This window comes from Marinobacter sp. (assembly GCF_039977835.1).
Taxonomy (GTDB): Bacteria; Pseudomonadota; Gammaproteobacteria; order Pseudomonadales; family Oleiphilaceae; genus Marinobacter.
On sequence record NZ_JBDWCL010000072.1, the window covers coordinates 112,435 to 138,012 of the forward strand.

Annotated in this window: 26 protein-coding genes and 1 other RNA gene; 6 read left to right on the forward strand and 21 right to left on the reverse strand. The window is 58.0% G+C overall.

The features are described from left to right. Positions 1 to 169 precede the first annotated feature (169 nt). Positions 170 to 655 carry a MaoC/PaaZ C-terminal domain-containing protein gene (locus ABJM11_RS21165; RefSeq protein ID WP_348295339.1) on the forward strand — a complete coding sequence of 162 codons (486 nt, stop codon included), beginning with the start codon at positions 170 to 172 and terminating at the stop codon, positions 653 to 655. Here the strand turns inward: ABJM11_RS21165 and ABJM11_RS21170 are convergent. The 19 genes from ABJM11_RS21170 to dnaX all read right to left on the reverse strand — a co-directional run bounded on the left by ABJM11_RS21170 (position 652) and on the right by dnaX (position 18,669). Continuing rightward, the gene (locus ABJM11_RS21170) at positions 652 to 1,620 is read right to left on the reverse strand and encodes an AgmX/PglI C-terminal domain-containing protein (protein ID WP_348295340.1); all 969 of its coding nucleotides are present in this window, start codon (positions 1,618 to 1,620) and stop codon (positions 652 to 654) included. The two genes, ABJM11_RS21165 and ABJM11_RS21170, sit on opposite strands and share 4 nt — an antisense overlap. Continuing rightward, on the reverse strand, positions 1,613 to 2,107 hold the full coding sequence (locus ABJM11_RS21175; RefSeq protein ID WP_348295341.1) for a biopolymer transporter ExbD: 495 nt from the start codon (positions 2,105 to 2,107) through the stop codon (positions 1,613 to 1,615). The genes ABJM11_RS21170 and ABJM11_RS21175 overlap by 8 nt, the downstream gene beginning before the upstream one ends. Further along, positions 2,104 to 2,619, reverse strand: a complete 516-nt coding sequence (locus ABJM11_RS21180) for a biopolymer transporter ExbD (protein ID WP_348295342.1) — start codon at positions 2,617 to 2,619, stop codon at positions 2,104 to 2,106. The genes ABJM11_RS21175 and ABJM11_RS21180 overlap by 4 nt, the downstream gene beginning before the upstream one ends. Before the next feature lie 16 nt (positions 2,620 to 2,635). Further along, a complete protein-coding gene (locus ABJM11_RS21185; protein WP_348295343.1) occupies positions 2,636 to 3,286 on the reverse strand; it encodes a MotA/TolQ/ExbB proton channel family protein in 651 nt (216 codons plus the stop codon). Positions 3,287 to 3,302: 16 nt separating this feature from the next. Beyond that, positions 3,303 to 3,620, reverse strand: a complete 318-nt coding sequence (locus tag ABJM11_RS21190) for a hypothetical protein (protein WP_348295344.1) — start codon at positions 3,618 to 3,620, stop codon at positions 3,303 to 3,305. Beyond that, entirely contained in the window at positions 3,621 to 4,106 is a 486-nt protein-coding gene (locus ABJM11_RS21195; RefSeq protein WP_348461502.1) for a tetratricopeptide repeat protein, read from the reverse strand. Continuing rightward, the gene (locus tag ABJM11_RS21200; protein ID WP_348295346.1) at positions 4,081 to 6,873 is read right to left on the reverse strand and encodes a tetratricopeptide repeat protein; all 2,793 of its coding nucleotides are present in this window, start codon (positions 6,871 to 6,873) and stop codon (positions 4,081 to 4,083) included. Before ABJM11_RS21200 ends, ABJM11_RS21195 begins: the two co-directional genes overlap by 26 nt. Beyond that, entirely contained in the window at positions 6,870 to 8,519 is a 1,650-nt protein-coding gene (locus ABJM11_RS21205; RefSeq protein ID WP_348295347.1) for a hypothetical protein, read from the reverse strand. The genes ABJM11_RS21200 and ABJM11_RS21205 overlap by 4 nt, the downstream gene beginning before the upstream one ends. Before the next feature lie 6 nt (positions 8,520 to 8,525). Beyond that, the gene (locus ABJM11_RS21210) at positions 8,526 to 9,101 is read right to left on the reverse strand and encodes an AraC family transcriptional regulator (RefSeq protein ID WP_348295348.1); all 576 of its coding nucleotides are present in this window, start codon (positions 9,099 to 9,101) and stop codon (positions 8,526 to 8,528) included. Positions 9,102 to 9,400: 299 nt separating this feature from the next. Further along, entirely contained in the window at positions 9,401 to 10,579 is a 1,179-nt protein-coding gene (locus ABJM11_RS21215; protein WP_348295349.1) for a VWA domain-containing protein, read from the reverse strand. A 22-nt stretch (positions 10,580 to 10,601) separates the two neighbouring features. Further along, on the reverse strand, positions 10,602 to 11,444 hold the full coding sequence (locus ABJM11_RS21220; protein ID WP_348295350.1) for a MoxR family ATPase: 843 nt from the start codon (positions 11,442 to 11,444) through the stop codon (positions 10,602 to 10,604). Between the two features lie 91 nt (positions 11,445 to 11,535). Then, positions 11,536 to 13,488: a VWA domain-containing protein gene (locus tag ABJM11_RS21225; RefSeq protein WP_348295351.1), complete on the reverse strand. Its 1,953-nt coding sequence runs from the start codon at positions 13,486 to 13,488 to the stop codon at positions 11,536 to 11,538. A gap of 35 nt (positions 13,489 to 13,523) precedes the next feature. After that, entirely contained in the window at positions 13,524 to 13,868 is a 345-nt protein-coding gene (locus ABJM11_RS21230) for a hypothetical protein (protein ID WP_348295352.1), read from the reverse strand. After that, complete coding sequence (locus ABJM11_RS21235; RefSeq protein ID WP_348295353.1) at positions 13,868 to 14,314, reverse strand: YcgN family cysteine cluster protein; 447 nt, start codon at positions 14,312 to 14,314, stop codon at positions 13,868 to 13,870. Before ABJM11_RS21235 ends, ABJM11_RS21230 begins: the two co-directional genes overlap by 1 nt. Continuing rightward, entirely contained in the window at positions 14,311 to 14,604 is a 294-nt protein-coding gene (locus ABJM11_RS21240; protein WP_348295354.1) for a YcgL domain-containing protein, read from the reverse strand. The genes ABJM11_RS21235 and ABJM11_RS21240 overlap by 4 nt, the downstream gene beginning before the upstream one ends. Further along, positions 14,601 to 15,749, reverse strand: a complete 1,149-nt coding sequence (locus ABJM11_RS21245) for an HRDC domain-containing protein (protein ID WP_348295355.1) — start codon at positions 15,747 to 15,749, stop codon at positions 14,601 to 14,603. Before ABJM11_RS21245 ends, ABJM11_RS21240 begins: the two co-directional genes overlap by 4 nt. Positions 15,750 to 15,768: 19 nt before the next feature. Beyond that, positions 15,769 to 16,371: a recombination mediator RecR gene (gene recR / locus ABJM11_RS21250; RefSeq protein ID WP_348295356.1), complete on the reverse strand. Its 603-nt coding sequence runs from the start codon at positions 16,369 to 16,371 to the stop codon at positions 15,769 to 15,771. Between the two features lie 12 nt (positions 16,372 to 16,383). Continuing rightward, entirely contained in the window at positions 16,384 to 16,707 is a 324-nt protein-coding gene (locus tag ABJM11_RS21255; protein ID WP_348295357.1) for a YbaB/EbfC family nucleoid-associated protein, read from the reverse strand. A gap of 33 nt (positions 16,708 to 16,740) precedes the next feature. Continuing rightward, positions 16,741 to 18,669: a DNA polymerase III subunit gamma/tau gene (gene dnaX, locus ABJM11_RS21260; RefSeq protein ID WP_348295358.1), complete on the reverse strand. Its 1,929-nt coding sequence runs from the start codon at positions 18,667 to 18,669 to the stop codon at positions 16,741 to 16,743. Between the two features lie 154 nt (positions 18,670 to 18,823). Between dnaX and ABJM11_RS21265 the strand changes: the two genes are divergently transcribed. Then, positions 18,824 to 19,591, forward strand: coding sequence for a hypothetical protein (locus tag ABJM11_RS21265; RefSeq protein ID WP_348295359.1), 768 nt, complete (start codon positions 18,824 to 18,826; stop codon positions 19,589 to 19,591). 66 nt (positions 19,592 to 19,657) lie between these two features. On the opposite strand, the gene ffs is transcribed toward ABJM11_RS21265, so the two are convergent. Beyond that, an RNA gene (ffs, locus tag ABJM11_RS21270) (signal recognition particle sRNA small type) lies at positions 19,658 to 19,754 on the reverse strand. Between the two features lie 87 nt (positions 19,755 to 19,841). After that, positions 19,842 to 20,534: a 2OG-Fe(II) oxygenase gene (locus ABJM11_RS21275; protein ID WP_348295360.1), complete on the reverse strand. Its 693-nt coding sequence runs from the start codon at positions 20,532 to 20,534 to the stop codon at positions 19,842 to 19,844. A 143-nt stretch (positions 20,535 to 20,677) separates the two neighbouring features. Between ABJM11_RS21275 and ABJM11_RS21280 the strand changes: the two genes are divergently transcribed. The 4 genes from ABJM11_RS21280 to prsK are packed head-to-tail and all read left to right on the forward strand — an operon-like array spanning position 20,678 to position 25,519. Beyond that, positions 20,678 to 21,571 carry a D-hexose-6-phosphate mutarotase gene (locus tag ABJM11_RS21280; protein ID WP_348295361.1) on the forward strand — a complete coding sequence of 298 codons (894 nt, stop codon included), beginning with the start codon at positions 20,678 to 20,680 and terminating at the stop codon, positions 21,569 to 21,571. 17 nt (positions 21,572 to 21,588) lie between these two features. Further along, entirely contained in the window at positions 21,589 to 22,404 is an 816-nt protein-coding gene (locus ABJM11_RS21285) for a lysophospholipid acyltransferase family protein (protein WP_348295362.1), read from the forward strand. Continuing rightward, complete coding sequence (locus tag ABJM11_RS21290; RefSeq protein ID WP_348295363.1) at positions 22,404 to 23,351, forward strand: SDR family oxidoreductase; 948 nt, start codon at positions 22,404 to 22,406, stop codon at positions 23,349 to 23,351. The genes ABJM11_RS21285 and ABJM11_RS21290 overlap by 1 nt, the downstream gene beginning before the upstream one ends. A gap of 29 nt (positions 23,352 to 23,380) precedes the next feature. After that, positions 23,381 to 25,519 carry an XrtA/PEP-CTERM system histidine kinase PrsK gene (gene prsK, locus ABJM11_RS21295; RefSeq protein WP_348295364.1) on the forward strand — a complete coding sequence of 713 codons (2,139 nt, stop codon included), beginning with the start codon at positions 23,381 to 23,383 and terminating at the stop codon, positions 25,517 to 25,519. Positions 25,520 to 25,578 lie beyond the last annotated feature (59 nt).

The window sequence follows — 25,578 nt, forward strand, 5'->3', positions numbered from 1 at the left end:
CGATATCGGTTTGATCAAAAAATCAACCAGACAAAAGTATCAGCCTCGAAAAGTCGGGAGAGAATAGCAGTTTTGTGACCGATGAGGTAGTTTTCGAAGCGGAACTGTAGCTTTTGTAGCCAACACGACAATAGCCCTTTCACCAATAACGACACCCAGCGGAGCCCCTATGAGCGATACTCTCGATACGCTTGAGAACATTACCTATGAAGAGCTTCAGGAAGGCGACTCTGCAACCTATGTCAAGACACTCACCGAAGACGAACTGGTGCTCTTTGCCGCCGTATCCGGCGACGTGAATCCGGTACACCTGGATTCTGAATTTGCGGCCGAGTCCGCGTTCCGGGAGCGCATCGCCCATGGTATGTGGAGCGGCTCACTGATCTCCGCAGCGCTGGCCACCGTGATGCCGGGGCCGGGCACCATTTATCTGGAACAGAGTCTGTCGTTCAAGCGCCCGGTGAAACTGGACGACACCCTTACCGTCCACCTGAAAGTGCTGGCCAAGGAACGAAAGAACCGCGTCACCCTGGCATGCGATGTTCGCAACCAGAATGATGAGCAGGTGGTCACAGGCGAGGCGAAGGTGATCGCCCCCACCCAGAAAATGTCATTCAGCAAGCCGCGCCTGCCAAAAATCACCATTGAGCGCTAGCCTGGCAGGAAATCGATGGGGAACCTCACCGTGCGGGCTTCCACATCGTCTTGCCCGAAATTGAACAGTCGTACCCGGGTGGCGATACGCTGCTCCAGGTTGTCGTTATCCAGCTCCGAACTGACTACCTCACAGCGGGATACCGAACCGTCGGGCTCGATCACCAGCTCCAGCATAACCTTGCCCTCCAGGGTTGGGTCCTGCCGCAGTTCCCGGCGATAAAGCGAATACAGTGCGGTTTTCTGGGCGTCAAACACCTGCCGGATGTTGCTCATGGCACGTTCGCCAGGGCCTGAATCCGGCGCTGGCGCTGGTTCGGGAGCGACCTCCTGGGCCACTTCGACCTCTCGGACTTCATGGCCGGCAACGGCAACTTCAGCCTCAGGAGCCAACTCACGACCTACCCCTCCGCTGCCAGCCAGGGCTGCCTCGCGGTCAGCATTCCCCGCGAACAGGTCGCCGGAATCGGGGCTACCCCCAGTGTCGACGTTTGCGGAAAGGGTTTCCACCTGCTTCTCTTCCGGCGCGCGCATACTTGCAAGCTGATCCTTCATCGCCAGGAGCCCCGAACGGGAAGCGGTTTCACGAGCCTGCTCCACGGTTTGGCTGGGTTTGGGCCTGTCAGGCTCCGGTGGTGTCGTTTTTTTGACCGTCTCGGCAACCGACGGGGCTGGCGCCTCCGGTTCTGCCGCCTCGGGTTCCACAGGTTCAGGTTCTGGCTCTGGTTCTGGCTCTGGTATGGCCACGGGTTCCGGCGGCTCGGGTTTCTCCACAAGCCGGGCCAGCTGGGGTGGTATCTCTTGGGCTTCGCTGCGCTCTGGCTCCGGCAAATTCACTGTCGGAATCAGTAATGCCGGTGGAAGAAACACCGCAAGCATGACCATAAGGGCCAGTAAAAAGCGGCGGCGCTCGCCTTTCTCCGCGCCCCAGGGCAAGCCGGAAGGGAGGTTCTGTCGGTCAGCCACTGCTTACCTCCCTGGCTGACTCCACGGCCAGCCGTACCTGGCGGAATTCTTCATCGATACAGGTCTGCATGATCTTTCTCAGCAGCCGGTAATCAGTCGAGCGCCCGGCCATAATAGTCACTTCGTGGCCCTGATCCGGCACCTCTCCCCGGCGCTCCCTGACCCATGCGAGTTCGTCCGCCAGACCACCGATCGTCCTGTCACCGGTCTCGATACTGTCCAGCCTGGCCACTTCACGCCCCTGAACCAGAATGGACTGGCCGATCACCTGCACCATCATGGATTCCACGGCGTCATTCGTCGCGGTGGACTCAGGAAGCGGTACCTCGGCCGTATTCTGCATGACCTTCACATCGGACGAGTTCACCATCAGAAAGAACACCAGGATGGTGAAGATATCCATCAGTGAGACCAGATTGAGCCCCCCAGGACGGTGCATACGCCTGTAGTGTCTCTGTATCCGGCGGGCGCGGCGGGATGTTTTCATGCGCCCTCCCCCGTACCCGTCAGCGTCCTGTCTTCCGGCGCATCGGCCAGTGCAACGTCCGGAAACAGCTCCCCTTCCACCACGCTGGCAGCCACCACGGCGGGATATGAACGAAGGGTATCCATGGCGGTGACCAGTGTCTGATAGTCAATATCCGGGCCGACCTCCAGGACGATATCGGTCTTGTCGGGAACCCGTTTCTTGACCAGCTTCAGAGTCTCCCTCAGGCCGTCGAAATCCTGCTCCCCCTCTACCAGCGGGAGTGTCCGAATCACGCCCCGCTCACTATCCAGCACTTCCAGGCCGGCCGGAATCAGGGCAACCACAAGCCGCAGCTCTTCGGCCTCGGGCGCCTCACCCGCATCCATGCCGGGGAAATTCAGTTCAATCATGCGAATCTGACTGAACACCATGCCCAACAAAAGAACCGGCACCAGCACGATCATCAGGTTCAGAAACGGCGTGATGTCGAGATCGGGATTGCTGACAAGCCTGCGATGCCTTCGTCTCATACTGCTAACCCCCGGCTCAGGCGGCGGATTGACGCGGTGAAGACTGCTCGGAAATGATGTTCAGCAGTTTCACACCAGCCATTTCGAAACTGTCGACAATTTCGTTGGTGCGGGTCTGGAGCAGCGCGTGAAACATCAATAGCGGAATGGCGGACATCAAACCGAAGGCGGTGGTATTCATCGCCACGGAGATACTTTCCGATAACAGGGACGCCTTCTGTGACGGGTCCGCTGAGGCCACCGCCGTAAACGCGGCAATCAGCCCGATGATGGTACCAAGCAGCCCCAGCAAGGTGGCTACGTTAGCCAGAGTCGCAAGGTACTGGGTGCGCTTTTCCAGCCTGGGCAGCACTTCCATCAGCCCCTCTTCCATGGCGTATTCCACGTCTTCGCGGGGATGATTGTTCAGGAGCCTGCCGATACCGGCGCTCATGATGGAGGCGATGGCGCTGTCGGAAGTGGTGGCCGCCTTCATGGCACGCTGGTAGTCCCGCTTTCGCAGGAGCGGCAGTATGCCTTTCTCGAACGCCATCCGGTTGCGGCGGCGCACGGAGGCCAGGTATACAAAACGTTCAATCGTAATGGCCAGGCCAACGGCCAGCACCAGGGCGATCGGGTACATGAAGGGGCCACCTTCCTGAAAAAAACCAACAACAGTTTCCAGCATATTCAGACTCCCGTTTTCACTGCAGGGACAGAGTGGAATCCAGAGACGGATTCAGCGTTTCACGAAATCTCCGGTGACGCTCCAGCGTCAGCGGGTCCTTGGGTTCAAGCAATTCGTCGTTACCGGCCTCCAGCTCCGCCCGGGTACGGCGTGGCAAGGTGGGTGGCTGCCAGGGCAGAATATAGAGCACTGCCGGATCATCGTCCCCGGTGTGACGGGTAATACCATCCACCGTAAGCGCTACGGTTTCAGCGTCGTTCGCCAGGGACTGTGGCGACATTGCGATCAGAAAAACCGTAAGCCCGGTAACGGTCATCAGCAGCGATTTGCGCATCTATTCAACCCTCCTTTCCAGATCCGCAATCCAGCCCGCTACCTGTTTACCCTCGGCTTCGGAAAGATCCTGATAACGCCTGTAATGACGTAATGCTGTGTCCAGGTCGAGCAGATAGAGCTCTGAGATGACCGCCAGGTTGTAATGCAGCTCTTCCGTATCCGGTGAGTGCTCCAGGCCTTTTCGCAATATTGATATGGCCTCTGCAAAACGCCCCTCTTCCCGCAACAACAACGCAAGGTTGTTCGCCGTCATGGCATTGCGCGGGTCCAGGCTGAAAGCCTGCCGGTACTGATCGAGTGCCTGGCCAGTGTTTCCCTGCTGCTGCGCATGCCATGCCTGGCGGACCAACTCGCCAGCCCCCGCGCTGTCAGTCTCCGCGGGTTGGGGTTCCGGCGTACTGGCACATCCGGCGACAAACACAAACAGCCAGAACATCAGCAAAACGGAGCGAAGCACGTCAGGCACCATCGTTAGACTCCTCATTCCATGTCATCCAGCGAACGTCCCGGTCATAACGGCCGGGAAAGAGTTTTGCCAGCACCTGAAGGCTTTGCTCAACCCACTGATCGAATACACCATCCGCCAGACGCTGATGATTCCTGGCATGCAGCTTGATGGCCTTCTCTTCGAACGGATACGCCTCTTCCTCCAACAGCATCTGATATTGCATGGTCTCGAGTTCGTTCAGTTCCGCAGGCGCTTCCGAGGCTATCAGGTCCTCCGCCATCACCCGGTAAAGTTCGGCCCGCCGGTAGAGAATTTCCGAACCCAGGGCCTCACCATCAAGCTGCTCAGCCTGTAACAGGCGGGTCCGGGCCGCCTCCAGTGCCTGCCGCTTTTTCTCAAGCGACGGCCCCAGGGGGTGTTGCAATGACACGTCGGCGAACCGCTGCGCTTCGCGCTCCCCCAACACAACCGCGGCCCGCCCGGCCCAGGCAAGGGTTTCGTCCGAGCGCCACTGACTGGCCAGTTCGCGCTCAACCAGTTCGGTGCGATATCTGAATGGTTCAACGTCAGCCTCTACCAGGCGCTGGCGCATCATCTGACTGCGGATGTGGGTGGTCGCGTCGGATACGGCAAGTGCGTCACCTCTGTTCAGCCACGCAACGTAAATGCGGTTTCGACGGTCCAGGGCATTGGCCTGGTGATACAGTTCCGCCGCTCTGAGCTGACGCTCCCACCCCGGTGACTCGCCCCCGGCTACCGCCATGAGCTCGTCTGCGGCACGAACGGGCTGGTCTGAAGACTGGTATGCGAACACCAGTTTTTCACTGACTGTGCTGGCAAGCTCGTGTTGCGGATAGTCGGTACGGAAGCGGTTCAGTTCATTAACCCCCGCCTGCCATCGCTCTGCCTGAAGCAACGTATTGGCTGCGTCGTAACGGCCCTTGATGGCAATATCAGACCCCGGGAGCACGGATTCCACCCGCTGATAATGAGCAACGGCCCGGTCGGTGTTACCTTCGACAGCGGCCTGCTCGCCCTGATAGTAGATACTGCTTGCCAGTTGGCGCTGGAGACTTTCACTGTCTTCGCCCTGCCTGTCCGGCAGTTCACCGGCTTCCAGTAACGTCAGCGACTTGCGCCAGGCGTTTTCAGCCAAACCGTACGACTCCCCGGCAAGATGGGCGTTGCCGGCCACCAGCCAGGCACTGTACCGCTCCTGGACACTGGCCGCCGGGTGGGCAATGGCGGCCTCGGCAAATCGCAATGCGTCGTCATGGCGGTTCCGCGCCTGAAACCGGTTGGCAATATCGGCGGCAAGCCCTGGCAGTCGCTGATCCTCCGGGAAGCTACCGTGAAAACGTTCTGCTTCAAGAGCCAGATCGTCCAGTGTCAGAGCCAGAGCGAACCGGTTATCAACGGCACCACGCTGAAGGACCACCGCTGCCCAGGCAGCATCGGCCGCACCCGGGTATCCGCTGGTGTCATAGGCCGCGTGTCGGAAACCGGCAAGCGCATTGCGGTAATCACCGGCCTGCAGGAAGGCATCGGCGGAAAGTCTGAGCACTTCACCGGGCTCGGCCATCCTCGGAGCCAGTTGGTGGTAGTATTCCGCGGCCAGGCGGAACTGTTCCTGCTTACGACCTGCGGCGGCCTCTGTCGCCTCGTCATAGTGATAATCCGCCAGCAGCCGGCTGAAATCCTTCCAGCGCTGACGATCAGCCCCGGCAAGCATCTGGTAACGCTCCCCGGCCGCAAACCCGCTCACGTACTGCGCACGGGCTTCCCGCGCCTGATCTGAGCGCCCGGCCATGAGCCAGACATCGACGTTCTGGGCAAGGAACGCGGGTACTGCGGGATGGTTGTGGTGCTCATCAACAAAGCGGCGGTTGACCGCAACACTCTGTTCGTACCGGGCATTGCCTGCATAGTAGTCAGCAAGCCGATCATAAAGCAGATAGTCGTAGGCCCTGCCACCAGCCCTGCTCAACCATTGAGCGAGTGAATCCGCACCCCGGTCGTTCGCTGCCATCTGCGCGATAATCCGGAAGGTGTCGTTGACCAACCCGGCTTCATTGGCAGGGATCTGGCGGAAGCTGTCGGTTTCGGCGCTGAACCGGTCCAGGACCGCCAGGAAAGTTTCTCCGGCTCGTTCCCAGGCGGAAACGCCCTGCTTGTACTGGCTCCAGCCCTGCATGTAGTGCGCCTTGGTTTTCAGGCTTTCCGCGCCGTCTCCCGAGATTACGCGGCTATACTCAGATTCCGCTACGGCGTAATCACCCGCCGAGAACGCCGATTCGGCGATCCGGAATCGGGCTTCGGGCACCAGGGGCGAAGAGGGGTACAGGCCCACAAGCTGCCGCAGACGATCAATAGACTCTTCCGCCTGCCCGGTGTAGGCATGGGCTTTAGCCATCTGGTACAGCAACTCATCAAGCCGGCCCTGGTAGGAGCCCCGGTCAAGAATCGACTCGTAGCTGTCCAGAGCCTGAAGATATACCTGCTGCTCCCGTTCGTTGCTGAAACTGACGTCCTGTTCCGTGACCTTCTGTATGTTCGATAACCGGTTCAGTGCATCAATCCGCACTTCAGGCTCGTCCGAGCTATCGAACAGCCGCTGGTAGCGCCGGGCAACTTCAGCGGGAGATATGGCGGGCATGGGGCGGGATTTGAACTCGAGAAACACTGGCCGCATATCACCAATGGTTTCACCGTCGCGCCCCAGTTCTACCCGGAACGACTCCTGGGCCATGGTGCTCTCGCCAGACAGCAACAGCACCAGAGAGAGATACGCAAGGCGCCTCATGGCTCACCCCGTTCGATGTTCTGCAAGGCCAGATATTCATAAAGATGCGCGATCTGTTGCTCAGTACGATCCAGGGCAAAGGCCATGCGATGGTCCTGCTCTTCGACATAGGCCAGCGCAATCTCGTCGAGGGTCTTTTCAGCGTCATTCCGGAGCCGGAGGGCCCTGCTTCGAATCCCTCGCACTCGCTCAAGAGCCTCACTCGTGCGGGTTAGTAATTCGTTGAGGTACTGGCCTCTCGCTGCCAGCCTCCGCTCCAGCTTCCCCAGAGACATCTTCAGGTCCGCTAATGTCAGGGCGGCACCGCGTAACGCCTCCTGTCGGGCAACCGAGGTGGCACGTTCGTTCAGCGTATTAATACGCCCGGACAATGCCTCAATCTCCTCGTTAAAGTGGTTGCCAGCGGCAGCCGAAGTCTTAGCAGACTCCAGACGCTCCCTGATAGCACGGCGGAACACTTCGAGACTGTCTTCACGCTGAGCAAACTGCTGGTCAATCTGCTCCAGTTCGGCTACACGTTTAACGGCGTTCTGCGCGTCGGGCTGTTCCATGAATCGCAGCAGGTAGGCGGTTCGTGGCTGGGTCAATGTCCTGCTGTCGGCGAGGAACCACTCGGCGTTGGAATCCCGGGCGTCCCGGACCAGGGCCTGGTAGGCGCCCTTACTTCGAATCTGGTCTGCCAGTTTCCGCAGGGTAACCCGCTCGCTCTCGAACGAGGCGTTTGCCGCCAGGTAAGCTTCCCCAGCCTGCCCGAGATAGCCGGAAAGATCGTACCCACGGCCCGTGCCAAGCCAGGCGTTAGCCACACCGGGGTAAGCCAGTGGGTATTTTTTGGCACGATGCCACGACTGCATTGCCGCCCGGTGGTTTCCGCTGGCGGATAGTGCCAGGCCATGGAGATAAAGGCCCTGCGGCGTGCTGTAACTTTCGAGGGGGACCTTTTCCAGAAAACTGATGGCCTTGTCGTGGTCCTCGTGCTTATGGGCGAGGTGCCCTGCCCGTATCAAAAGCCGGCTTTTCAGTTCATCGCTGCGGCGGCTGTCCGAGTCCTTTTCGGACATGGCCAATGCCACACGCAGCGCCACCAGTGCACGGGAGGGGTTCAGGTCCCGCTTGCCATAATCAGCCGCGATATTCATGTAACCCAGGGCCGACCAGTAACCCGGCTCCATGGACGCCAATACCTGCCCGGCCCTGTCTGTTTCCCCCGCCTCACGGTGGATTTCGGCCAGGCGGTACAGGGCCTGCTGGCGGGCGTCACCGTTGGCAAGTTTTGCTGCGGTTTCGAGATACTTCCTCACGTTCTCCGGCTCGCCCCTGCTGTCAGCCAGCTCTGCCAGCAGAAGCGCGGCCTGGCCACGGTAATACTGCCCTGTCAGGAGTTGCTCAAGCAGCTCCCGGGCCACGTTGCCACTACCGGTTGCCATCATCGCTCTGGCGCGGGCAAGCTGGCCCGCTTCAGTGGGCAGATTCCGGGTATAGCGCAATGCCGCGGCCGGGTCTCCGGAGTCCAGCGCAAATTTTGCAAGACCACCGAGCAGTTGCGAACCGGCATCACCCTCAGCATTGGCATGTACCGGCATACCGGCCAACGCGAGGACCATGGAACCAATGCATGCAACGAGCCTGAGCCTCAGCGCCATCATTCCGCCCTATTTCCATTCCTGAAACGAGACAACCGGTTCAAAATCGGGCGCCCGGGCATCCAGCGTCATCTGGATGCGGGATTCGCCGGGGCGTTTGCGGAAATCATGGGTGACTGCTCTGCGAACAAACCGCTCGTTCGCGGATCGGGCGGTCAGTACGGCTTTCAGTTGATGGGTGCCATGGGGGAGGTTGCCGATGTAGAGTCGCTGGACACCGCCGCGCTTCAGTGAACTGCGCTCACGTTCGGTATAAAGATGGGAAGCCACTGGCGTGTCATCGAGGTACAGCTCCACCGTGTCGAGCTCAAGCCCTTCCCGATCCTTGAGTGTCAGAAAAACTGCCACCTGGGTATCCGCAGGATACAGCACCTCTTCTTCGAGTTCGTAGAGAGTCTGGCTGAGGTCCGCCACGTCGGCTTTGAGGCGATCTATCTCGGTGTCGAGCGTATCGGCGAATCCCGCTGGTGCCGACAGAGCCTGGGTTACAAACAATGCCACAGCCGCGGCCACCGTAACTCCGAATCTACGCCGAACTGGCTCTGTTACCTGCGCTATAACCTGCGCTCCGGCGATCATACGCATTCTGCCTCCAGCAATGTTCTGTAACAAACTGGCGGAAAGAGTAACACTTGGTAACAGGCAAGAACGGTATCCAGATCACCAATTGGACATCCGAAAGCGTCGGTTTTTTTGACAAGAGCAAAACAGGGAGGAGTGTCACGTTACGGCAAGGTGGGGGACTATGGCACTAATTAATTGATTTTAAATACTTAGTTTTACATGGCCCCGGACTTGCACGTATTGAGACGCGGGGGAGCTATTTTAGCCACCCCGTTTGATATGCCGAGCTTAGCCGATGCCCTCAACCGCATCGGCTTTTTTTATTTGCTTAACTGCTTCATGGCCGATTCCAGGCCTTCGATCGTCAGCGGGTACATGTGGTCATTCACCAGTTGCCGCATCATACCCAGCGAACCACCCTGCCCCCAATAGCTCTCCGGAAGCGGATTAATCCAAACCACCTTGCGGAAATGATCGCTAATGCGCTGAAACCATGTTGCCCCGGCTTCTTCGTTCCAATGTTCTATGGAACCCCCAGGGTGTGAAATTTCATAGGGTGCCATGGTGGCATCCCCCACAAAGATCACCTTGTAGTCCGGGGTGTACTTGTGAAGGATATCCCAGGTGCTGATGGTTTCGTTCATCCGGCGAATGTTGTTCTTCCACACACTCTCGTAAACGAAGTTGTGGAAGTAGAAGTATTCCATGTGCTTGAACTCCATCCGGGCGGCAGAGAACAGCTCTTCGCATACCCGCACGTGAGGATCCATGGAGCCGCCGACATCAAAGAAGATCAGCACCTTCACCGCATTGTGCCGCTCCGGAACCATTTTAAGGTCCAGATAACCGGCGTTGCGGGCGGTGGAGCGGATAGTGTCGTCCATGTCCAACTGGTCCGCAGCGCCCTGACGGGCAAATTTTCGCAGCCGGCGCATCGCCACTTTGATATTGCGGATGCCCAGGGTAATGCTGTCATCCAGGTCCTTGAACTCGCGCTTCTCCCACACCTTCACGGCGCGGCCGTGCCGGCCCTTGTTCTGACCAATACGAAAACCTTCCGGGTTGTACCCATTGGCACCGAACGGGGAGGTACCACCGGTACCAATCCACTTGTTGCCCCCCTGGTGACGCTCCTTCTGTTCTTCCATGCGCTTCTTGAAGGTTTCAATCAGCTCTTCCAGGCCACCCAGGGAATCGATTTTGGCCTTATCTTCCTCGGACAACTGTTTTTCGAATTCCGCTCGCAACCAGTCGTCCGGAATCAGGGCTTCCATAAGGTCATCGAGGTTCTCAATACCCTCGAAATAGGCCTGGAAGGCACGGTCAAATTTGTCGAAATGGCGCTCGTCCTTGACCAAACACACCCGCGCCAGGTAATAGAATTCCTCCATGTTGGCAAAAGCCAACCGGTTCTGCAGGGCTTCCAGCAGGTCAAGGAATTCACGCAGGCTGGCGGGGACCTTTGCGCGCCGGACTTCGAGAAAAAAATCAATCAACATACAGTGTTGCTCTTGCCGGATTTCAGCCGCGACGACGGGCCATGAAGGCCAGTTTCTGCAGCAGGTGGACATCCTGCTCGTTCTTCACCAGAGCGCCGTAAAGTGGCGGCAAGGCGGAACTGGTGTCCTTTTCCTGCAACATTTTGGCAGACAATTCGTCCGCCATCAGCAGTTTCAGCCAGTCAATCAGCTCGGAGGTAGAAGGCTTTTTCTTCAGGCCCGGCACCTTGCGTACATCAAAGAATACCTCCAGCGCATCCCGCACCACCTGCTGCTGCAGGCCCGGGAAATGCACGTCCACAATGCTCTTCATGGTGTCGTGGTCCGGGAAGCTGATGTAGTGGAAAAAACAGCGGCGAAGGAACGCATCCGGCAGTTCTTTCTCGTTGTTACTGGTGATCACAATGATGGGGCGGTGTTTGGCCCGCACCAGCTTCTGCGTCTCGTAAACGAAGAATTCCATGCGGTCGAGTTCCAGCAAAAGATCGTTCGGAAACTCGATGTCCGCCTTGTCGATCTCGTCGATCAGCAGAACCACCTGCTCCTCCGACTCGAAGGCTTCCCACAACTTGCCCTTGACGATGTAGTTACTGATGTCCTTCACTTTCTCGTCGCCGAGCTGGGAATCCCGCAGACGGGAAACTGCGTCATACTCGTAGAGGCCCTGCTGGGCCTTGGTAGTGGACTTGATGTGCCAGGGAATCAGTCGCATACCAAGGGATGCTGCCATCTCTTCCGCCAGCAGGGTTTTACCGGTGCCCGGCTCACCCTTGATCAGTAATGGCCGCTGCAGCGTAATGGCCGCATTCACCGCCATTTGCAGGTCGTCAGTGGCTACGTATTTCTCGGTACCGGTAAACTTCATGCTGTCAGTATCCTGTTCAATTAACGATTAAACGGCTGTTTGAAATAAGCGCTCAAGTATAAAGAACCGAAGCCCTTCTGATAAGGGTCGGTTACTTTTTCCGCTCGTCAGGCTGATCTTCGTCGTCAAGGAGCCCTTTTTCATCGGTATCCGGCAGGTCGTCAAATTCAGACAGGTCGAAGTCCTCTAGACCAAACTCATCGTCTTCTTCATCCGCCGGTAGTTCATCTTCGCTTTTCTGATCTGGCTCGCTCGCCGGCTCTGGTTCCTCAATTTCAGCGTCGGCGAGAGGAACCTCATCCTCTGGCACTTCCTCGTCAAGTTCTGGCTCAGGCTCAGACTGAGGTTCAGGGTCAGGTTCCATTTCAGGCTCGGGCTCAGCCACAGCGACGGGAATCTCCTCTTCGGCTATCGGGTCCTCTTCGTCCTGGTCTTCCGCCGCTATTACGGGGGGCTCTTCGCCGGCTTCCGATTTCTTTCGGCGTATCACCAGAAACACAATCCCGGCAAGGATCACTACGCCCAGCCCACCAGTGGTGACGATCATCCAGAGGGGCAAGCCGGTGGGCTTCTCAGGCTCCGGCGAAGGCTCCGGTTCGGCTTCTTCAACCATACTGATATCGATGGGCCCGTCGTCGGTAAGGGGTGTTTCCGACACAGCAGGCTCAGGCTCCGGTTCAGGCGCTGGTGTTGGTTGGGGGGCCGGTTCAGGTTCGGGGGGCGCTTCGACAGGCTCTGGAACAGCAACTGCTTCCTCCCCCTCCGGCACTACGAACCGGGTTACGGCACTGAACCGCCGTGAAAAAGTCCGGCCGTCTGCGACGATATCAAGCTCGTATTCGCCCTCATCCGGAAGCCGGGCTATATCGTCGGTGTACACACCGTTTTCGGGGGGACTCTCTTCGGAGAGTATCTTGGTGCCACTGCGACCATCCGCCGATGTCAGCGTAAGCTGAACCTCAATCACGCCCAGAAAGTCGGCGTTATCAATTTTCTGCTCACCTTCAAAGAAGGCAACGCTGATATCAATCGGCTCGTTGGAAGTGAACGTGGGCGGCACAGGGCTGACCACCATTCGCAGGTCACTGACAACCGTCACCCGGCTGCCTTCACCCAACTCTCCATTGATCCGCCACTTGCCCGCCGCGGGGGCGGTGACGGTGATCAGGTCGTATTCGGTTTCCCTTACCCAGCGCATATTGTCGGATACGGAACCAGCGGTTGCTTCCTGCCCGTCGGGGCTGACCAGACCAAGCTCCCGGGTCGCAGCGGGTTCCTTATCCGCGCGGAAAATCAGCGCAGTGAACTCCTCAACGCCCTCGTCCACCGCAAAGCCGTTGGCCTCAATGGGTATCTGTTGCTGGGGGACAGCGGTGTTCAGCGCTTTCAGGAAGGCCCGGGTCAACGCTTCCGCTGACGGCGCCAGGGAATAGCTGCCGCCGGTCTCTGCCGCAAGTGTCTCAAGCAGTACCCGATCCGCCTCCCCGGACAGCGCAACGGTATGGATAGTCGCACCACGGCCCTTCAGGGTTTCCAGCAGCGAGCCCAGAATTCTTTCGCGCTCCTGCTCGTTGGCGCCAGCATCGTCGGCAATATCCACCTTGCCGTCGGTAAGCAGGATAAAGTCGGTAGCGTCCAGCTCGTCCCCGCCGGCCAGGTATCGATCGCTCGCCACCTGCAAGGCCTCGCCCAGGTTGGTTCTCAGGGCAACGGAATTGATCTGCCCGGAGCGCTCAACGGCTTGTCTGCGCCAGGCATCGTTAACCTCACCGTGAGGAACCAGCATGTTGACATATTGACCAAAGGTCCACACCCCGGCACTGGAGCCTTCCGGCAGCATACGGGCCAGCAGCCGGACTGCGGGCTGACGCAGGTTGTCGGGATCGTTAGCTTTCATCGAGCCGGAAATATCCACGATAATGCGGATATCGGCGTTGTCAGGCAGTTCGAGGGCAGGCGCCTGCTGAGCCGAGACCTGCTGGGCGGGCACCGCGAAAGGCAGACTGACTATGGCGACAAACAGACAGCGGAGTAGTCTTCGCATCGGGGCTCCACGCGGATTCTCGGTAAAGGACGGCTTCAGCGTTTCACCAGGCGGTATCTTACCAGGTCAAGGATCCACACCAGCAGCATGGCCGCAGAGGCCATGCCAAAGTTGAGGATGGCACGGCCAGCCTCACTGGCGTCACCCAGAATGGTTTCGTAGCCAGCGTAAAGCCAGGCCGGAATCCACCAATCGGCGACCTCGGCGGACTCCACTGGTGTCAGGAAGACAACGACCAGGGCCGCCTGCAGCAGCGTCCGGATTGCGTAAAGAGGAATGAGGCGGAACAGCCGGCCCATCATATAGAAGAAAATCACGAAGGCGACGGCGTAAAGGGCCCAGAAAATTCCGTAAGCGAGGTTCGTTTCAGCGTCAATCATTAAAGGATCCAGTGAATAATGTGTTCTTCCCAGTCTTGCTCTGCCACGTCGGCTTCCGACATCACCCGATGGCGAACCGACACTCCGGCGTCATGCACGGACTGTGGATCACCTGAGCGCAGCGGGTGCCAGTCCGCCAGCGGCCGGCCCTCCGCAAGTGTACGATACGCACAGGTAAATGGCAGCCAATGGTAATCGCCGAGTGACTCCGGCGTCAGCACAGTGCATGCCGGTACTTTCTGCAAACGCTCGGGATAGACCGTGCACTGGCAGGTGTCCTGGTCCATGTAACGGCAGGCCAGCTCAGTGTAGTAAACATCACCCGTGTCTTCGTCTTCCAGCTTGGCCAGACAGCATTTGCCGCAACCATCACAGAGAGATTCCCATTCTGATGGCGTCATCTCATGCAGACGCTTGCGCTGCCAGAAAGGAATCTCGGCAATCATTCCCGGCTCTGCTCCGGCTTGCGGCGAAAGTCCACCACATAGCCGCTGCTCTCTTCCGGCATCTGCAGGAAGAAATCCTTGTCAGCAATGGCATCCAGTACCTGCTTGCCAGTGGTGCGCGCAAGTTTCCGCTCAGGTGTCATGATCAGATCCATGGCGTGTACCGGACTGCCAAAAATTTCCCGCAGGCTGTCAGGCAACTCATCCCAGGCCTGACCCCGGCGAACATAAAGGTAGGTGTCCACTTTTTTGCTGCTGCGAAACACCGAAACAAAGGTTTTTCCGGTCATGATGTCAGTAATTCCTCAATGTGTTCGCGCACTGGCGCCAGGACTTCCTTCCGCCAGCCTTCATCAAACAGCCCAACAGACAGCTCTTTTTGGTTAACGACGGCCTCAAGGCGCTTGCGCGGTGCCAGTAACTCTACCGGAATATCCCGGGCCTCTGCCGCCTGGATCATCTGGCGCTTGACCTGTTTATAGAACATCTGCTGCTCCCTGGTCAGTGGCGGAGCAATGGTTTCGATGCCGGAGTTATCCGCGGACGCAGCATCAGCAACCAACCCGATGATTTTATCACCATAACGGCGAACAACCGCAGACGGAACGCCCTGCACCGACGATAGTTCCCGCACCGATGTCGGAAGCTTCTGAGCAATGGCAATCAACAACGGATCCGCAACCACACGGCCCCTGGGGCGGTCGCGGTTTCGTGATTCAGATTCGCGCCAACGTACCAGATCCCGCAATACCCCCTGCTGCTGCCGGCTCAGAGTCCATCCACCGCGCAATTTGAGGTAATGGTTGTCCGGGTCATCCTGAGTTGCAAGCTCCCTGGAGAATCTCGTCGATTCCTCCACCAATGCATTCTCAAGGCCTCGCTTCCGCAACTTCGACATCACCCAGTGATACATGGGCACCAGGAAGCGAACGTCGTCCAGCGCATAACGCTCCTGAGCGTTGGACAGCGGGCGCGAGACCCAGTCCGAACGGGTGACGGACTTATCAAGGGTTTCCCCGAACAGGGTTTCCACCAATCGGGCGTATCCCACAGAGAAACCGGCGCCGGCCAGTGCTGCACCAATCTGCAGGTCAACGAGCCCTTCCGGCTCCAACTGCAGCCAGTGGCGGAAAAGCTCAAGATCTTCGCTCATGGCATAGAGCAGCTTGGGCACCTGCGGATCGGTCAGAATCTGACGGAAACCGTGCGAAGCCTCTGCAACCGCGGGGTCTACCAGGCAGAAGTTGTCGCCCATTCCCAACTGGACCAGCCCCGGAATCGGGTAAAAGGTATTCACGCGCTCGAATTCGGTATCCAGAGCCAGCGGCTCTCCTTTGCCTTCAGCAATCCAGCGGTCGAGTTCCTCAGGCTCCCTGATCCAGGTAACAGTCTCGGGAGCCGCGGGAACGAGTGCGGCCGGGTTGGTAGCGTCCATAGTAAAAGCCAGGTCAGGGTCAGTCGGTCAGGGGTTTGCGGCCACGGAAGGCGTGAGTCAGGGTAAACCCGTCTACATATCCCAGCTCACCCCCCACGGGAATGCCATGGGCCAGGCGGGTAATGAGAATATTGCTGCCATCCAGCCTGTCGGCGATATAGTGGGCCGTTGCCTCACCCTCCACCGTCGGATTAGTGGCAAGAATCAGTTCGGTCACGCGTTCGTCGTGAATGCGCCTGAGCAGGCGTTCAATGCCGATTTCCTCCGGGCCAACACCGTCAATAGGAGACAGGTGGCCCATCAGCACGAAATAACTGCCGCGGTAATCACCTGCCTGCTCAATGGCGAGAAGATCCGAGGGGCTTTCCACCACGCAGAGGGTGCCGTTACGGCGCTCGGGATCTTCGCATATATTGCAGGTGGGCGTGTCGGCGAAGTTCTGGCAGCTTTCACAACGGCGAACGCCTGTCATCGCCCGCTCCAATGCACCAGAAAGCCGCGCTCCACCCGAGCGTCCACGTTCCAGCAGGTGAAACGCCATTCGCTGGGCTGTTTTCTGACCGACTCCAGGCAGACAGCGGAGCGACTCCACCAGCTCGTCCACCAACGGACTAAAAGCCATCAGCAATCCTCATCAGAACGGCATTTTGAAGCCCGGAGGCATGCCCATACCGGACATCATGCCGGACATTTTATCTTTCTGGTTTTCTTCCACACGACGAACGGCGTCGTTAATGGCCGCTGCCAGCAGATCCTCCAGTACCTCCTTGTCTTCGGTCAGCAGGGAAGGATCAATATCCACTTTTCGAACATCGTGGCGACCGTTCATGGTCACCTTGACCAGGCCCGCACCGGACTCACCGGTAATCTCGGCTTTGGCAGCCTCTTCCTGAGCCTTCTTCATTTCTTCCTGCATTTGCTGGGCCTTCTTCATCAGGTCGCCCATATTATTCATCATGCTCACCTTCTCCAGATTTGTCTCGAGAGCGCCTCACACAGGGCGGATACTCTGTTCGACTACCCTTGCCTCGAATCGTTCAACGATGGACTGCACCGCCGGATCATTACGAATAGCCTCTTCCGCCGCCTTCTGGCGAGCACGGCGCTGGCGCTCTTCCCAGGCCGCCGGAGTTTTGCCTCCGGCATCGCCCTGCTCTACTCGCAGGGTTATGGTGTCGCCGAACCGATTCCTCAATGCCTCGACGATTTTTTCTTCATGGCGGGCATTCAGCAAACGGGCATGGCCTTCGTCGATAGTCAGTACGATCTCATCGCCATGGCGGCTCATGGCAGCATTGCTGGCCAGGTTGCCCGGCATGCCGACAATCCCCAGGCTGCGGAAATCCCGCTCCCATAAAAATTCGCCGGTATTTGCCACCTCTTCGGGCACGTCCACCGGTTCGTCCCGCGGAGCTTCAGCCTTCGGCTCTTCGACGACAACACGCTCCGGTGCTTCGGGCTCTGGCTCTGGATCTGGCTCTGGCTCTGGCTCTGGCTCTGGCTCTGGCTCTGGCTCTGGCGCGGAAGCATAATCTTCAGCGTCCGCTGATTCAGCCGCTGCTGACTCGGCCGCCGCATCGAGACTCGCCAGCCAGGCATCGTCGGTTTCCACCGGCGGAGGGCCTGCCTCTGGTTCCTCTGCAACTGCCTCGGGTACACCATCGTCTGGTACAGACTGTTGCGGCTCGACTGTTTGCGGCTCAGGCGCAGCTGGCTTCGCAACGGGTTCTGCGAGCTGCGGCTCAGGCGTTGCCGGGCCAGGTTCGGGGTCCTCCCGTGATTCCTGGCTGGGCGACGAATCGCCTGACGCAATTGCCGGAGGGGCCCTGCGGTCAGTTCCCGGCCGGAAAGCGAGCATACGCAGCAATGTCATCTCAAAACCCATGCGGGCGTCAGGCGTTACCGCCAGGTCCTTGCGGCCCATCAGGGCTGCCTGGTAAAACAGCTGCGCATCTTCCGCGCTCAACCGGCGCGCCAGAGATTCCACCTGGGCCGCATCACCAAGGGCATTATCGACACTACCTGGCACCACCTGTTCCATGGTCACCCGATGGAACAGGGACAGCAGGTCTGCCAGTATCACGCTGTAGTCCGGGGCGAAATCAGAAATGCGGCCGATTTCCGAGAGCAGCGCCGGCCCGTCATTCTCAACGAGCGCGTCGACCAGTTTCTCGATATCCCTCTGGTCGATGGTGCCCAGCATGTTACTGACATCACTGCCCGAGAGCTTCTGGTTACCAAATGCGATGGCCTGGTCAGTCAGGCTCAGAGCATCCCGCATGCTGCCATCGGCAGCACGGGCCAGCAGCCACAGGGCCGGCTCTTCAAAGGGAATGCCTTCCTGTGTCAGCACGTGGCGCAAGTGCCCGGCGATATGCTCGGGTGTCATTCGCTTGAGGTTGAACTGCAGGCACCGGGACAGAACAGTAACGGGGAGTTTCTGCGGATCTGTCGTCGCCAGCAGGAATTTGACGTGCTCCGGTGGTTCTTCCAGTGTCTTCAGAAAGGCGTTGAAAGACTGGTTTGTCAGCATGTGCACCTCGTCGATGAGGTACACCTTGAATCGGCCACGGGAGGGCGAGTACTGGACGTTGTCCGTCAGCTCCCGCATGTCATCCACACCGGTGCGGGAGGCGGCATCGATTTCAATCAGGTCGACAAAACGGCCTTCCTGGATTTCCTGGCAGCTGGAACAGGTGCCGCAGGGGGTCGCGGTAACGCCGGTTTCGCAATTCAGGCAGCGGGCCAGCAAGCGGCCAATGGTGGTCTTGCCCACCCCGCGGGTGCCGGTAAACAGGTAGGCGTGATGCAGCCGCTGGTTGTCCAGGGCGTGGATCAGCGCCTGGAGCACATGCTCCTGGCCGACCATATCTTCGAATGTACGGGGGCGCCACTTACGGGCAAGTACCTGGTAGCTCATGTTCTGCCAACTGCCGTTAAAAATGGATCTAACGATAGCACGGTCTACGTATCAGAAGAAGCCGGCACGGAATCGCTCCGCCTTGGAATGCGCTGAGCTAAACTGATTCTGCCGCATTGGCTGAGGCTCGACATTTCGTATTGAAATTTCTACCGTGCGCGAAAATTATCGACCAAAAGGGAATTTGTCGTCTATGCCCCCAAAAAACTTACGGATCGTTGTAACCCCCATCCGCGTGACTACGCTGTTGTGCGGGATGTTTCTGGCACTTTTGACGGCCCATGGCATGGGTCTCCTCCTGACCTACGGGCTTGGACACGACTACGTCAAGGGCCTGGTGCCCTTGTTCAACATCGGCCTGGAGGGGAATGTTCCAACGTTTTTCGCCAGCTTGCTGCTGTTTTTTAACGGTCTTCTGTTCCTTTTCCTGTGGCGGGTCAGTGACACCCGAGACACTGGAAAGAAAACCTGGCTGCTGTTATCGGTCGTTTTTCTGTTTCTGTCACTGGATGAATTCGCCGCCATTCACGAACTGTTAATCAAACCTTTGCGTGAGGCGGTGGACACGGGAGGACTGCTGTATTTTGCCTGGGTAATACCCTACGCCCTGCTGGTGATTCTTCTGGGCATCATTATTGCTCCCACGCTCTGGAGATTAGGTACTCGTTACCGGGTATTGTTCGGGACTTCCGCTGCAATCTTTCTTACCGGTGCCATTGGGATCGAAATGCTTGGCGGCAATTATTTTGAGTCACAAGGCGGAGAGGCAGATCTAACCTATCGTCTGTTTCAAACTGCAGAGGAGTCGCTGGAGTTTTTGGGCTTGATTTTTCTGGTCTATACCTTGCTCGACCTGGTCCGGGCACCCCGAACCCAGATCAATATCGAAGTAAACGCGGCTAAATCAAGACCTTCGCCTTAACGATATTGATCGGCGTGCATCGTGACAAATCTTCAGGTATCAAACACAGGGGGGATATGGGGGTGACTCCATCAGCGACACTCCGGCACACAAGTCCACCGCTTCGGCTGCTCCCTTCCGGGCCTGACCGGGTTCACGGTTTATCGTTGCGGAGGCACCAATGGAGCCACCATAACGGGCTTTGGGGCGAAATCCCCGAAAGCGGCGCGCATATTAGCAAAAGGGTTCCGGCACTACAATGATAAAGACACTACAATGGCAACGGCACCTCATCGCACCGGAACCAGCAGGCAATACTGTAGCGGGTGCGGTTGGCGGGCAACACTTCGTGAGGAATTTCCTCGCTCATGAACAGCGCCATCCGTCCCGCCCGGGGCAGAACGATGCCACAAATTTCATTTTCGTTCTCACGATTGTAAACCTGCAGTGCCCCGCCATCGTCTTCATTCCAGCCTTTGTTCAGATACAGCACCAAACTCACAACCCGCGAGGCCCTGCCCTGAAAGCTGTCCACATGGCGACGATAGAAATCTCCCTGATGATAGGTGGCGTAATGGGCCTCAAACCTCCTCAAGCCCAGGAACAGGCGCTGGTTCAACCCAAGCCGAACGGTCTCGAAGAAAGCGAACAGATCCGCCTGCACCGGGGTCATGCCCTGAAGCCAGGCAATCTTGTCGCGGCGCACTGACCGATCCCGAAGCAGATCCGCCCCGCGCCCCACGCCAGCCCTTCTGAGCGATTGTGTGCGGTCCAGTATCTGAACTTCATTACACAGACCACTCAACAAACCTTCCCCAAGGCGACTCGCCACATCCTGGCTCATCCAGCCATTCTCCGTCAGGCCATCCGCAAGCTCATCGAGCCACTGATCGCTAATAACAGGCGCGTGCATTACGTGCTCTAAAGGAGCAGGAAGCGTGGGTGCAAAAAACGGGTCATTCATTAAACAGGCTCCGGCGGGGATTCGCGATTTTAGGCCGGATTCTCGCCGTAAAGACAGTTTTAATTTACCCTGACCGTAAGGAAATGCCGTAACACCCATAAGCGATCGTGTAGCCACGATACACTGCAGTGACGAGGCACCAAGTGACACTGAAACCCGGGCATTGGTCATTCACCCGCTGGGCAACCGTCGGGCAGCTGGAAGCCATAGAAGTACACCACCCCCAATTTCGCGCCCGCCTGTTTTTACAGGGAGCCCACCTCACCCACTTTGCGCCGCATGATGAACCGGAGTGGCTATGGCTCAGCGACACCTCCCGCTTCGAGCCCGGGAGGGCCATTCGTGGAGGCATTCCGGTGTGCTGGCCCTGGTTCGGTGTGCCTGACAGGAATCCACCGGAAGTACGGCGACGAATACTGACCGACGCTTCCCATGGCTTTGCCCGCACCGAGGTATGGAATCTGGAAGATGTGCGTGAAACCGCCCAGGAAGTCGAAATCAGCCTGTCTCTCGATGCCAACGCCGATTTCGCCGATACATGGCAGGGCCGCGCCCTGTTATTGATGACATTCAATTTCTCGGCGGATGGGTGCCAGCTTGTACTGAGCACTACCAATCCCGGTACCGAGCCGCTCGCTTTCAGCCAGGCGCTTCATACCTACCTGCCTACCCCGGATATCCGTGAGACCCGGGTCGAGGGGCTGGAGCACTGCGGCTACGTTGATTCCCTGAAGGACTGGAGTTACCACACGCAACAGGGGCCCGTGCAGTTTGACGGGGAAACCGACCGCATTTACGAAAGCGGTAATCCGTTGATCGTCTCCAGCCCGGCGGGATTCCGTAAGCTGACGGCCATTGGCAGTGACTCCACCGTGGTGTGGAATCCCGGCCCCGAAAAAGCCGAGCGATTGTCGGACTTCCCGGACGAGGCCTGGCAGTCCATGCTGTGCGTCGAAACCGCCAATGCTCTCAGTGATTATCGTGTGCTTAATGAAGGCCAAAGCCACACACTTGGCGTTATGATTGGACGAGTTTAATAGAACAGGGAGCCCAAATGGGTCTGGCATCGTTTCTGAAATCCAGGCTGATCCCAGCGGAGCTGGACAGTCACATCAATCGTATCCGCAAGCCCATTGGCTCGCTCGGATATGACCCCTGGGGCTACAACAACGAGGTAATGAAGTACGGCTTTTCCCTCACCCGTCAGATCTATGAAAAGTATTTCCGCGTGGAAGCGACGGGCGTTGAGAAAATACCGGCCGAGGGCCCCGTCCTGATTGTTCCCAACCACAGCGGCCAGTTGCCGATCGACGGCCTTCTGATCGCCTACGCCCTGGCGTCCCGCGAAGAGAAACCGCGCATACCGCGGGCAATGATCGAGCGTTTTTTTCCCACCGTGCCCTACCTTGGCAATCTGCTGAACGAATTTGGCGCGGTACTGGGTGATCCGACCAACTGCGCGAAGATGCTGGCTAACGGCGAGGCAGTGATTGTCTTCCCCGAAGGCGTTCGCGGTTCAGGCAAGTTGTATCAGGACCGCTATCAACTCAAACGGTTCGGCAACGGCTTCATGCATCTCGCGATGAAGTACAAGGCACCCATTGTTCCGGTTGGTGTAGTGGGTTGTGAGGAAACCATTCCTGCCATCGCCGATATCAAACCCCTGGCCAGGCTGCTGGGCATACCCTACGCCCCACTTGCCATGCCCGTGGTGCTGCCGGCCAAAGTGCATCTGAACTTTGGTGACCCGATGATGTTTGACGATCTGGAAATCCCGGAAGAACAGGTCACCGAACGTGTGGAGCTGGTGAAGGCGGCAATCAGCGAACTGATCGATACCGGGCTGAGCGAAAGGAAAAGGCTGTTCTGATGGAAGAACAACGCAGACCTCATATTCTGGTTACCGGTGCTGCCGGCGCCCTGGCACAACAAGTGATCGACCGCCTGAGGGAGACCTGTAACCTGGTAGCGGTGGACTTCCGTGAGCAGGTCTACCTGGGCGAAGACATTCCCAGCTACTGCATCGACTTTAACAAGCGCTCTTTCGAGGACCTTTTCCGGCGCTACCAGTTCGACGGCGTCATCCACCTCGGTCGTATCATGTCCAGCCAGCTCACCCGCATGCGCCGCTACAACGCCAACGTACTGGGCACCCAGAAACTGCTGGATCTCGCCCACAAATACAACATCAGACGGGTCGTGGTTTTATCCACCTTCTACGTCTACGGCGCAGTCGCCTACAATCCGGCACTGATCGATGAAGAAGCACCGCTTAAAAGTGCAGGCCTGAGCGCAGACCTTATCGACTCGGTGGAACTGGAAAACCTCGCCAACATCTATCTGTGGCGCTATCCGGACCTGAACATTACCATTCTTCGGCCCTGCAACATCGTTGGTCCGGGAGTGCGTAACTCCATAAGCACGCTGCTGGGCATGGAACGGGCTCCGGTTCTGGCCGGATTTTCACCAATGATGCAGTTTATCCATATTGACGATATGGCCGACGCCATCGTGCTTACCTACAACAAACCCCAGCGTGGCATTTTCAATGTGGCGCCTGACGACTGGGTAGCCTATCAGCACGCCCTGAAGCTCTGCGGCTGCAAACGGATCCCCATACCCTCCATTCCGCCAATACTGCCGAGGATGATATTACGGACCCTCAATCTACGAAGTTTTCCTTCGTATCTGATGCACTTTTTCAAGTATCCTGTCGTGATTGACGGCAGAGCGTTCGCCAGGGAGTTCGGTTTTAACCCCAGACGACCGCTCAAAGAAATATTCCGGTTCTACCGCGAGAACAAGAAACCGGTGTAAATTATGGCGCACAACGCAGGACGCGAGCCATGCTGAACGATTTCAGCCTGATAAGTCATTCCGTCGCAGCCATAGCCTATGGGCTGCTCGGCCTGGTTATCGCCACGCGATACCTTCGGCGGGATATCGACCGTTCCCTGGTACTGGCCTCTTTCATGACCCTGATCTGGGCCAGCTCACTGATTGCCCAGAGCCTGTGGGGCGAGCCCGGATTTTTCATCCGTTATACGCTGGAACTGCTGCGGGACGCCGCCTGGATCGCCGTCCTTTTCGCGCTTTTGCGGGATTCCTTCCGGACTGCCAACCTGGTCGGCCGGCTACGCCGTATCCTCGCAACCGCCACAGTGGCACTGGTCGTCCTGCTACTTGGGTCCGGGGTGCTGGAATACACCTTCGGGATGACCATTCTGGACGGTAAAACCAAGGTGGTGGGCCAGATCGCCCTCTCCCTGCTTGGTCTGTCCCTGGTTGAGCAGATCTGGCGGAACTCGCTGTCATTCGGCCGCTCCAGTATGAAGTATGTCTGCATCGCCGTGGCCAGCCTGTTCGCCTTCGACTTTTTCATGTACGCCGACGCCCTGCTGTTTGGCCAGGTGGCCGACTCCTTCTGGAACGCCAGGGGCCTGGTCAACGCAGCACTGGTGCCGCTGTTTGCCGTCAACGTTATCAACACCCGGAAACAGCCCGTGGATTTCCAGCTCTCCCGGTCGGCGGTCTTCCATGCGGGGACCCTGCTCCTTGCCGGGGCCTACCTGCTGTTCCTGGCGCTGGGCGGCTACTATGTTAAGACCCTCGGCGGCGACTGGGGAGAGGCGCTTCAGGTTCTGTTCCTGACCATCGCCCTGGTATTCCTCGCCACTTTGCTGACGTCCCGGCGCATCCGCTCCCGGCTGATGGTATTCATCAGCCAGAACTTCTTCGACTATAAATACGATTACCGGGAAGAATGGCTGAAGATGACCCGTGAAATGGCGGACCTCAGCGACAACCCCCCTCTGCCGGAACGGGTAATCCGCATACTCACCAGCCTGGTGGAAAGCAACGCAGGCGCGCTGTGGATCCGGGAAGATCAGGGAGATTATCTGCTCAAAACCGCCGTGAACATGGTAACGCCGAAATACACAACCATCGACGCCAAGTCCGAACTGGTCCGTTTTTTTGGTGAACGTGAGTGGATTATCGACCTGCATGAATACCATAGCGACCCGGTTTCCTACGAGCTACTCGAAATTCCCGACCCGATATCGAAGATCTCCGACGGGTGGCTGGTCATACCCCTGTATCTCAGCAACGATCTCTACGGCATCGCCATGATCGGTAACCCCTACGCCCGTGTGGAACTGAACTGGGAAAACTTCGACCTGATCAAGGTTGTCGCCCGTCAGACCTGTAACCTGCTGGCCCAGGCCGATGCCCAGAGTCGCCTGTCACGGGCCATGCAGTTCGAAGCGGTTAGCAAGGCGTCTGCTTTTATGGTCCACGACCTGAAAACCCTCATCGCCCAACTGTCGCTACTGGTGAAAAACGCTCCCCGACATCGGGAGAACCCGGCATTTATTGACGACATGATCAACACCACCGACCATGCCGTTCGCAAAATGTCCAACCTCGTGGACCATATCCGCAAGCCCGCTGACGAGACCATGGTGACCGAAGTGCTGGAACTGAGCGAGGTGGTCACTCAACTGGCAGAGCATTATTCCCGCCGCCAGCCAACACCCCGGGTAGCAGGCGACCCCGGGAAAATCTACATCAACGCCGATCGGGAGCAGCTCTGCAGTATCCTCGGCCACCTGATACAGAATGCCCAGGACGCCACACCACCAAACGGCGAGATCACCCTGACCCTAAAAACCGCCAGCGGCAGTGTGGTACTGTTTATCCAGGACACCGGGGCTGGCATGAGCGAAGACTTCATCCAGAGCCAGCTGTTCAAACCCTTTGAGAGCACCAAGGGATTGACTGGTATGGGCATCGGCGCCTATCAGGCCCGGGAATACGTGCGCAATGTGGGCGGCAATATCGACGTTACCAGCGAACCGGGCCTCGGTTCCTGCTTTTCGATCCGCTTTCCTCTTGCCCGGCCTGTCGATGAGCCGGAAGCAACTGAAATCGAGCAGGAACAACCGACTAGTGAACAGGCCGAGCCACAGAGGAACGCCAAATAGTTGACGAAAAGTGAATCCACCCAAGACTTTCATTGCAAAGTGCCAATGTTCGGTTAAGA

Excerpts from the sequence above, each read along its gene's own strand:
- ABJM11_RS21205 (WP_348295347.1), bottom strand. The coding sequence starts at position 8,519 with ATGATGGCGCTGAGGCTCAGGCTCGTTGCATGCATTGGTTCCATGGTC.
- ABJM11_RS21215 (WP_348295349.1), bottom strand. The coding sequence starts at position 10,579 with ATGTTGATTGATTTTTTTCTCGAAGTCCGGCGCGCAAAGGTCCCCGCC.
- ABJM11_RS21245 (WP_348295355.1), bottom strand. The coding sequence starts at position 15,749 with ATGGACGCTACCAACCCGGCCGCACTCGTTCCCGCGGCTCCCGAGACT.
- prsK (WP_348295364.1), top strand. The coding sequence starts at position 23,381 with ATGCTGAACGATTTCAGCCTGATAAGTCATTCCGTCGCAGCCATAGCC.
- ABJM11_RS21235 (WP_348295353.1), bottom strand. The coding sequence starts at position 14,314 with ATGATTGCCGAGATTCCTTTCTGGCAGCGCAAGCGTCTGCATGAGATG.
- ABJM11_RS21210 (WP_348295348.1), bottom strand. The coding sequence starts at position 9,101 with ATGCGTATGATCGCCGGAGCGCAGGTTATAGCGCAGGTAACAGAGCCA.
- dnaX (WP_348295358.1), bottom strand. The coding sequence starts at position 18,669 with ATGAGCTACCAGGTACTTGCCCGTAAGTGGCGCCCCCGTACATTCGAA.
- ABJM11_RS21175 (WP_348295341.1), bottom strand. The coding sequence starts at position 2,107 with ATGAAAACATCCCGCCGCGCCCGCCGGATACAGAGACACTACAGGCGT.
- recR (WP_348295356.1), bottom strand. The coding sequence starts at position 16,371 with ATGGCTTTTAGTCCGTTGGTGGACGAGCTGGTGGAGTCGCTCCGCTGT.
- ABJM11_RS21240 (WP_348295354.1), bottom strand. The coding sequence starts at position 14,604 with ATGACCGGAAAAACCTTTGTTTCGGTGTTTCGCAGCAGCAAAAAAGTG.
- ABJM11_RS21195 (WP_348461502.1), bottom strand. The coding sequence starts at position 4,106 with ATGAGGAGTCTAACGATGGTGCCTGACGTGCTTCGCTCCGTTTTGCTG.
- ABJM11_RS21220 (WP_348295350.1), bottom strand. The coding sequence starts at position 11,444 with ATGAAGTTTACCGGTACCGAGAAATACGTAGCCACTGACGACCTGCAA.
- ABJM11_RS21225 (WP_348295351.1), bottom strand. The coding sequence starts at position 13,488 with ATGCGAAGACTACTCCGCTGTCTGTTTGTCGCCATAGTCAGTCTGCCT.
- ABJM11_RS21200 (WP_348295346.1), bottom strand. The coding sequence starts at position 6,873 with ATGAGGCGCCTTGCGTATCTCTCTCTGGTGCTGTTGCTGTCTGGCGAG.
- ABJM11_RS21255 (WP_348295357.1), bottom strand. The coding sequence starts at position 16,707 with ATGATGAATAATATGGGCGACCTGATGAAGAAGGCCCAGCAAATGCAG.
- ABJM11_RS21180 (WP_348295342.1), bottom strand. The coding sequence starts at position 2,619 with ATGAGACGAAGGCATCGCAGGCTTGTCAGCAATCCCGATCTCGACATC.
- ABJM11_RS21165 (WP_348295339.1), top strand. The coding sequence starts at position 170 with ATGAGCGATACTCTCGATACGCTTGAGAACATTACCTATGAAGAGCTT.
- ABJM11_RS21290 (WP_348295363.1), top strand. The coding sequence starts at position 22,404 with ATGGAAGAACAACGCAGACCTCATATTCTGGTTACCGGTGCTGCCGGC.
- ABJM11_RS21190 (WP_348295344.1), bottom strand. The coding sequence starts at position 3,620 with ATGCGCAAATCGCTGCTGATGACCGTTACCGGGCTTACGGTTTTTCTG.
- ABJM11_RS21285 (WP_348295362.1), top strand. The coding sequence starts at position 21,589 with ATGGGTCTGGCATCGTTTCTGAAATCCAGGCTGATCCCAGCGGAGCTG.
- ABJM11_RS21185 (WP_348295343.1), bottom strand. The coding sequence starts at position 3,286 with ATGCTGGAAACTGTTGTTGGTTTTTTTCAGGAAGGTGGCCCCTTCATG.
- ABJM11_RS21230 (WP_348295352.1), bottom strand. The coding sequence starts at position 13,868 with ATGATTGACGCTGAAACGAACCTCGCTTACGGAATTTTCTGGGCCCTT.
- ABJM11_RS21275 (WP_348295360.1), bottom strand. The coding sequence starts at position 20,534 with ATGAATGACCCGTTTTTTGCACCCACGCTTCCTGCTCCTTTAGAGCAC.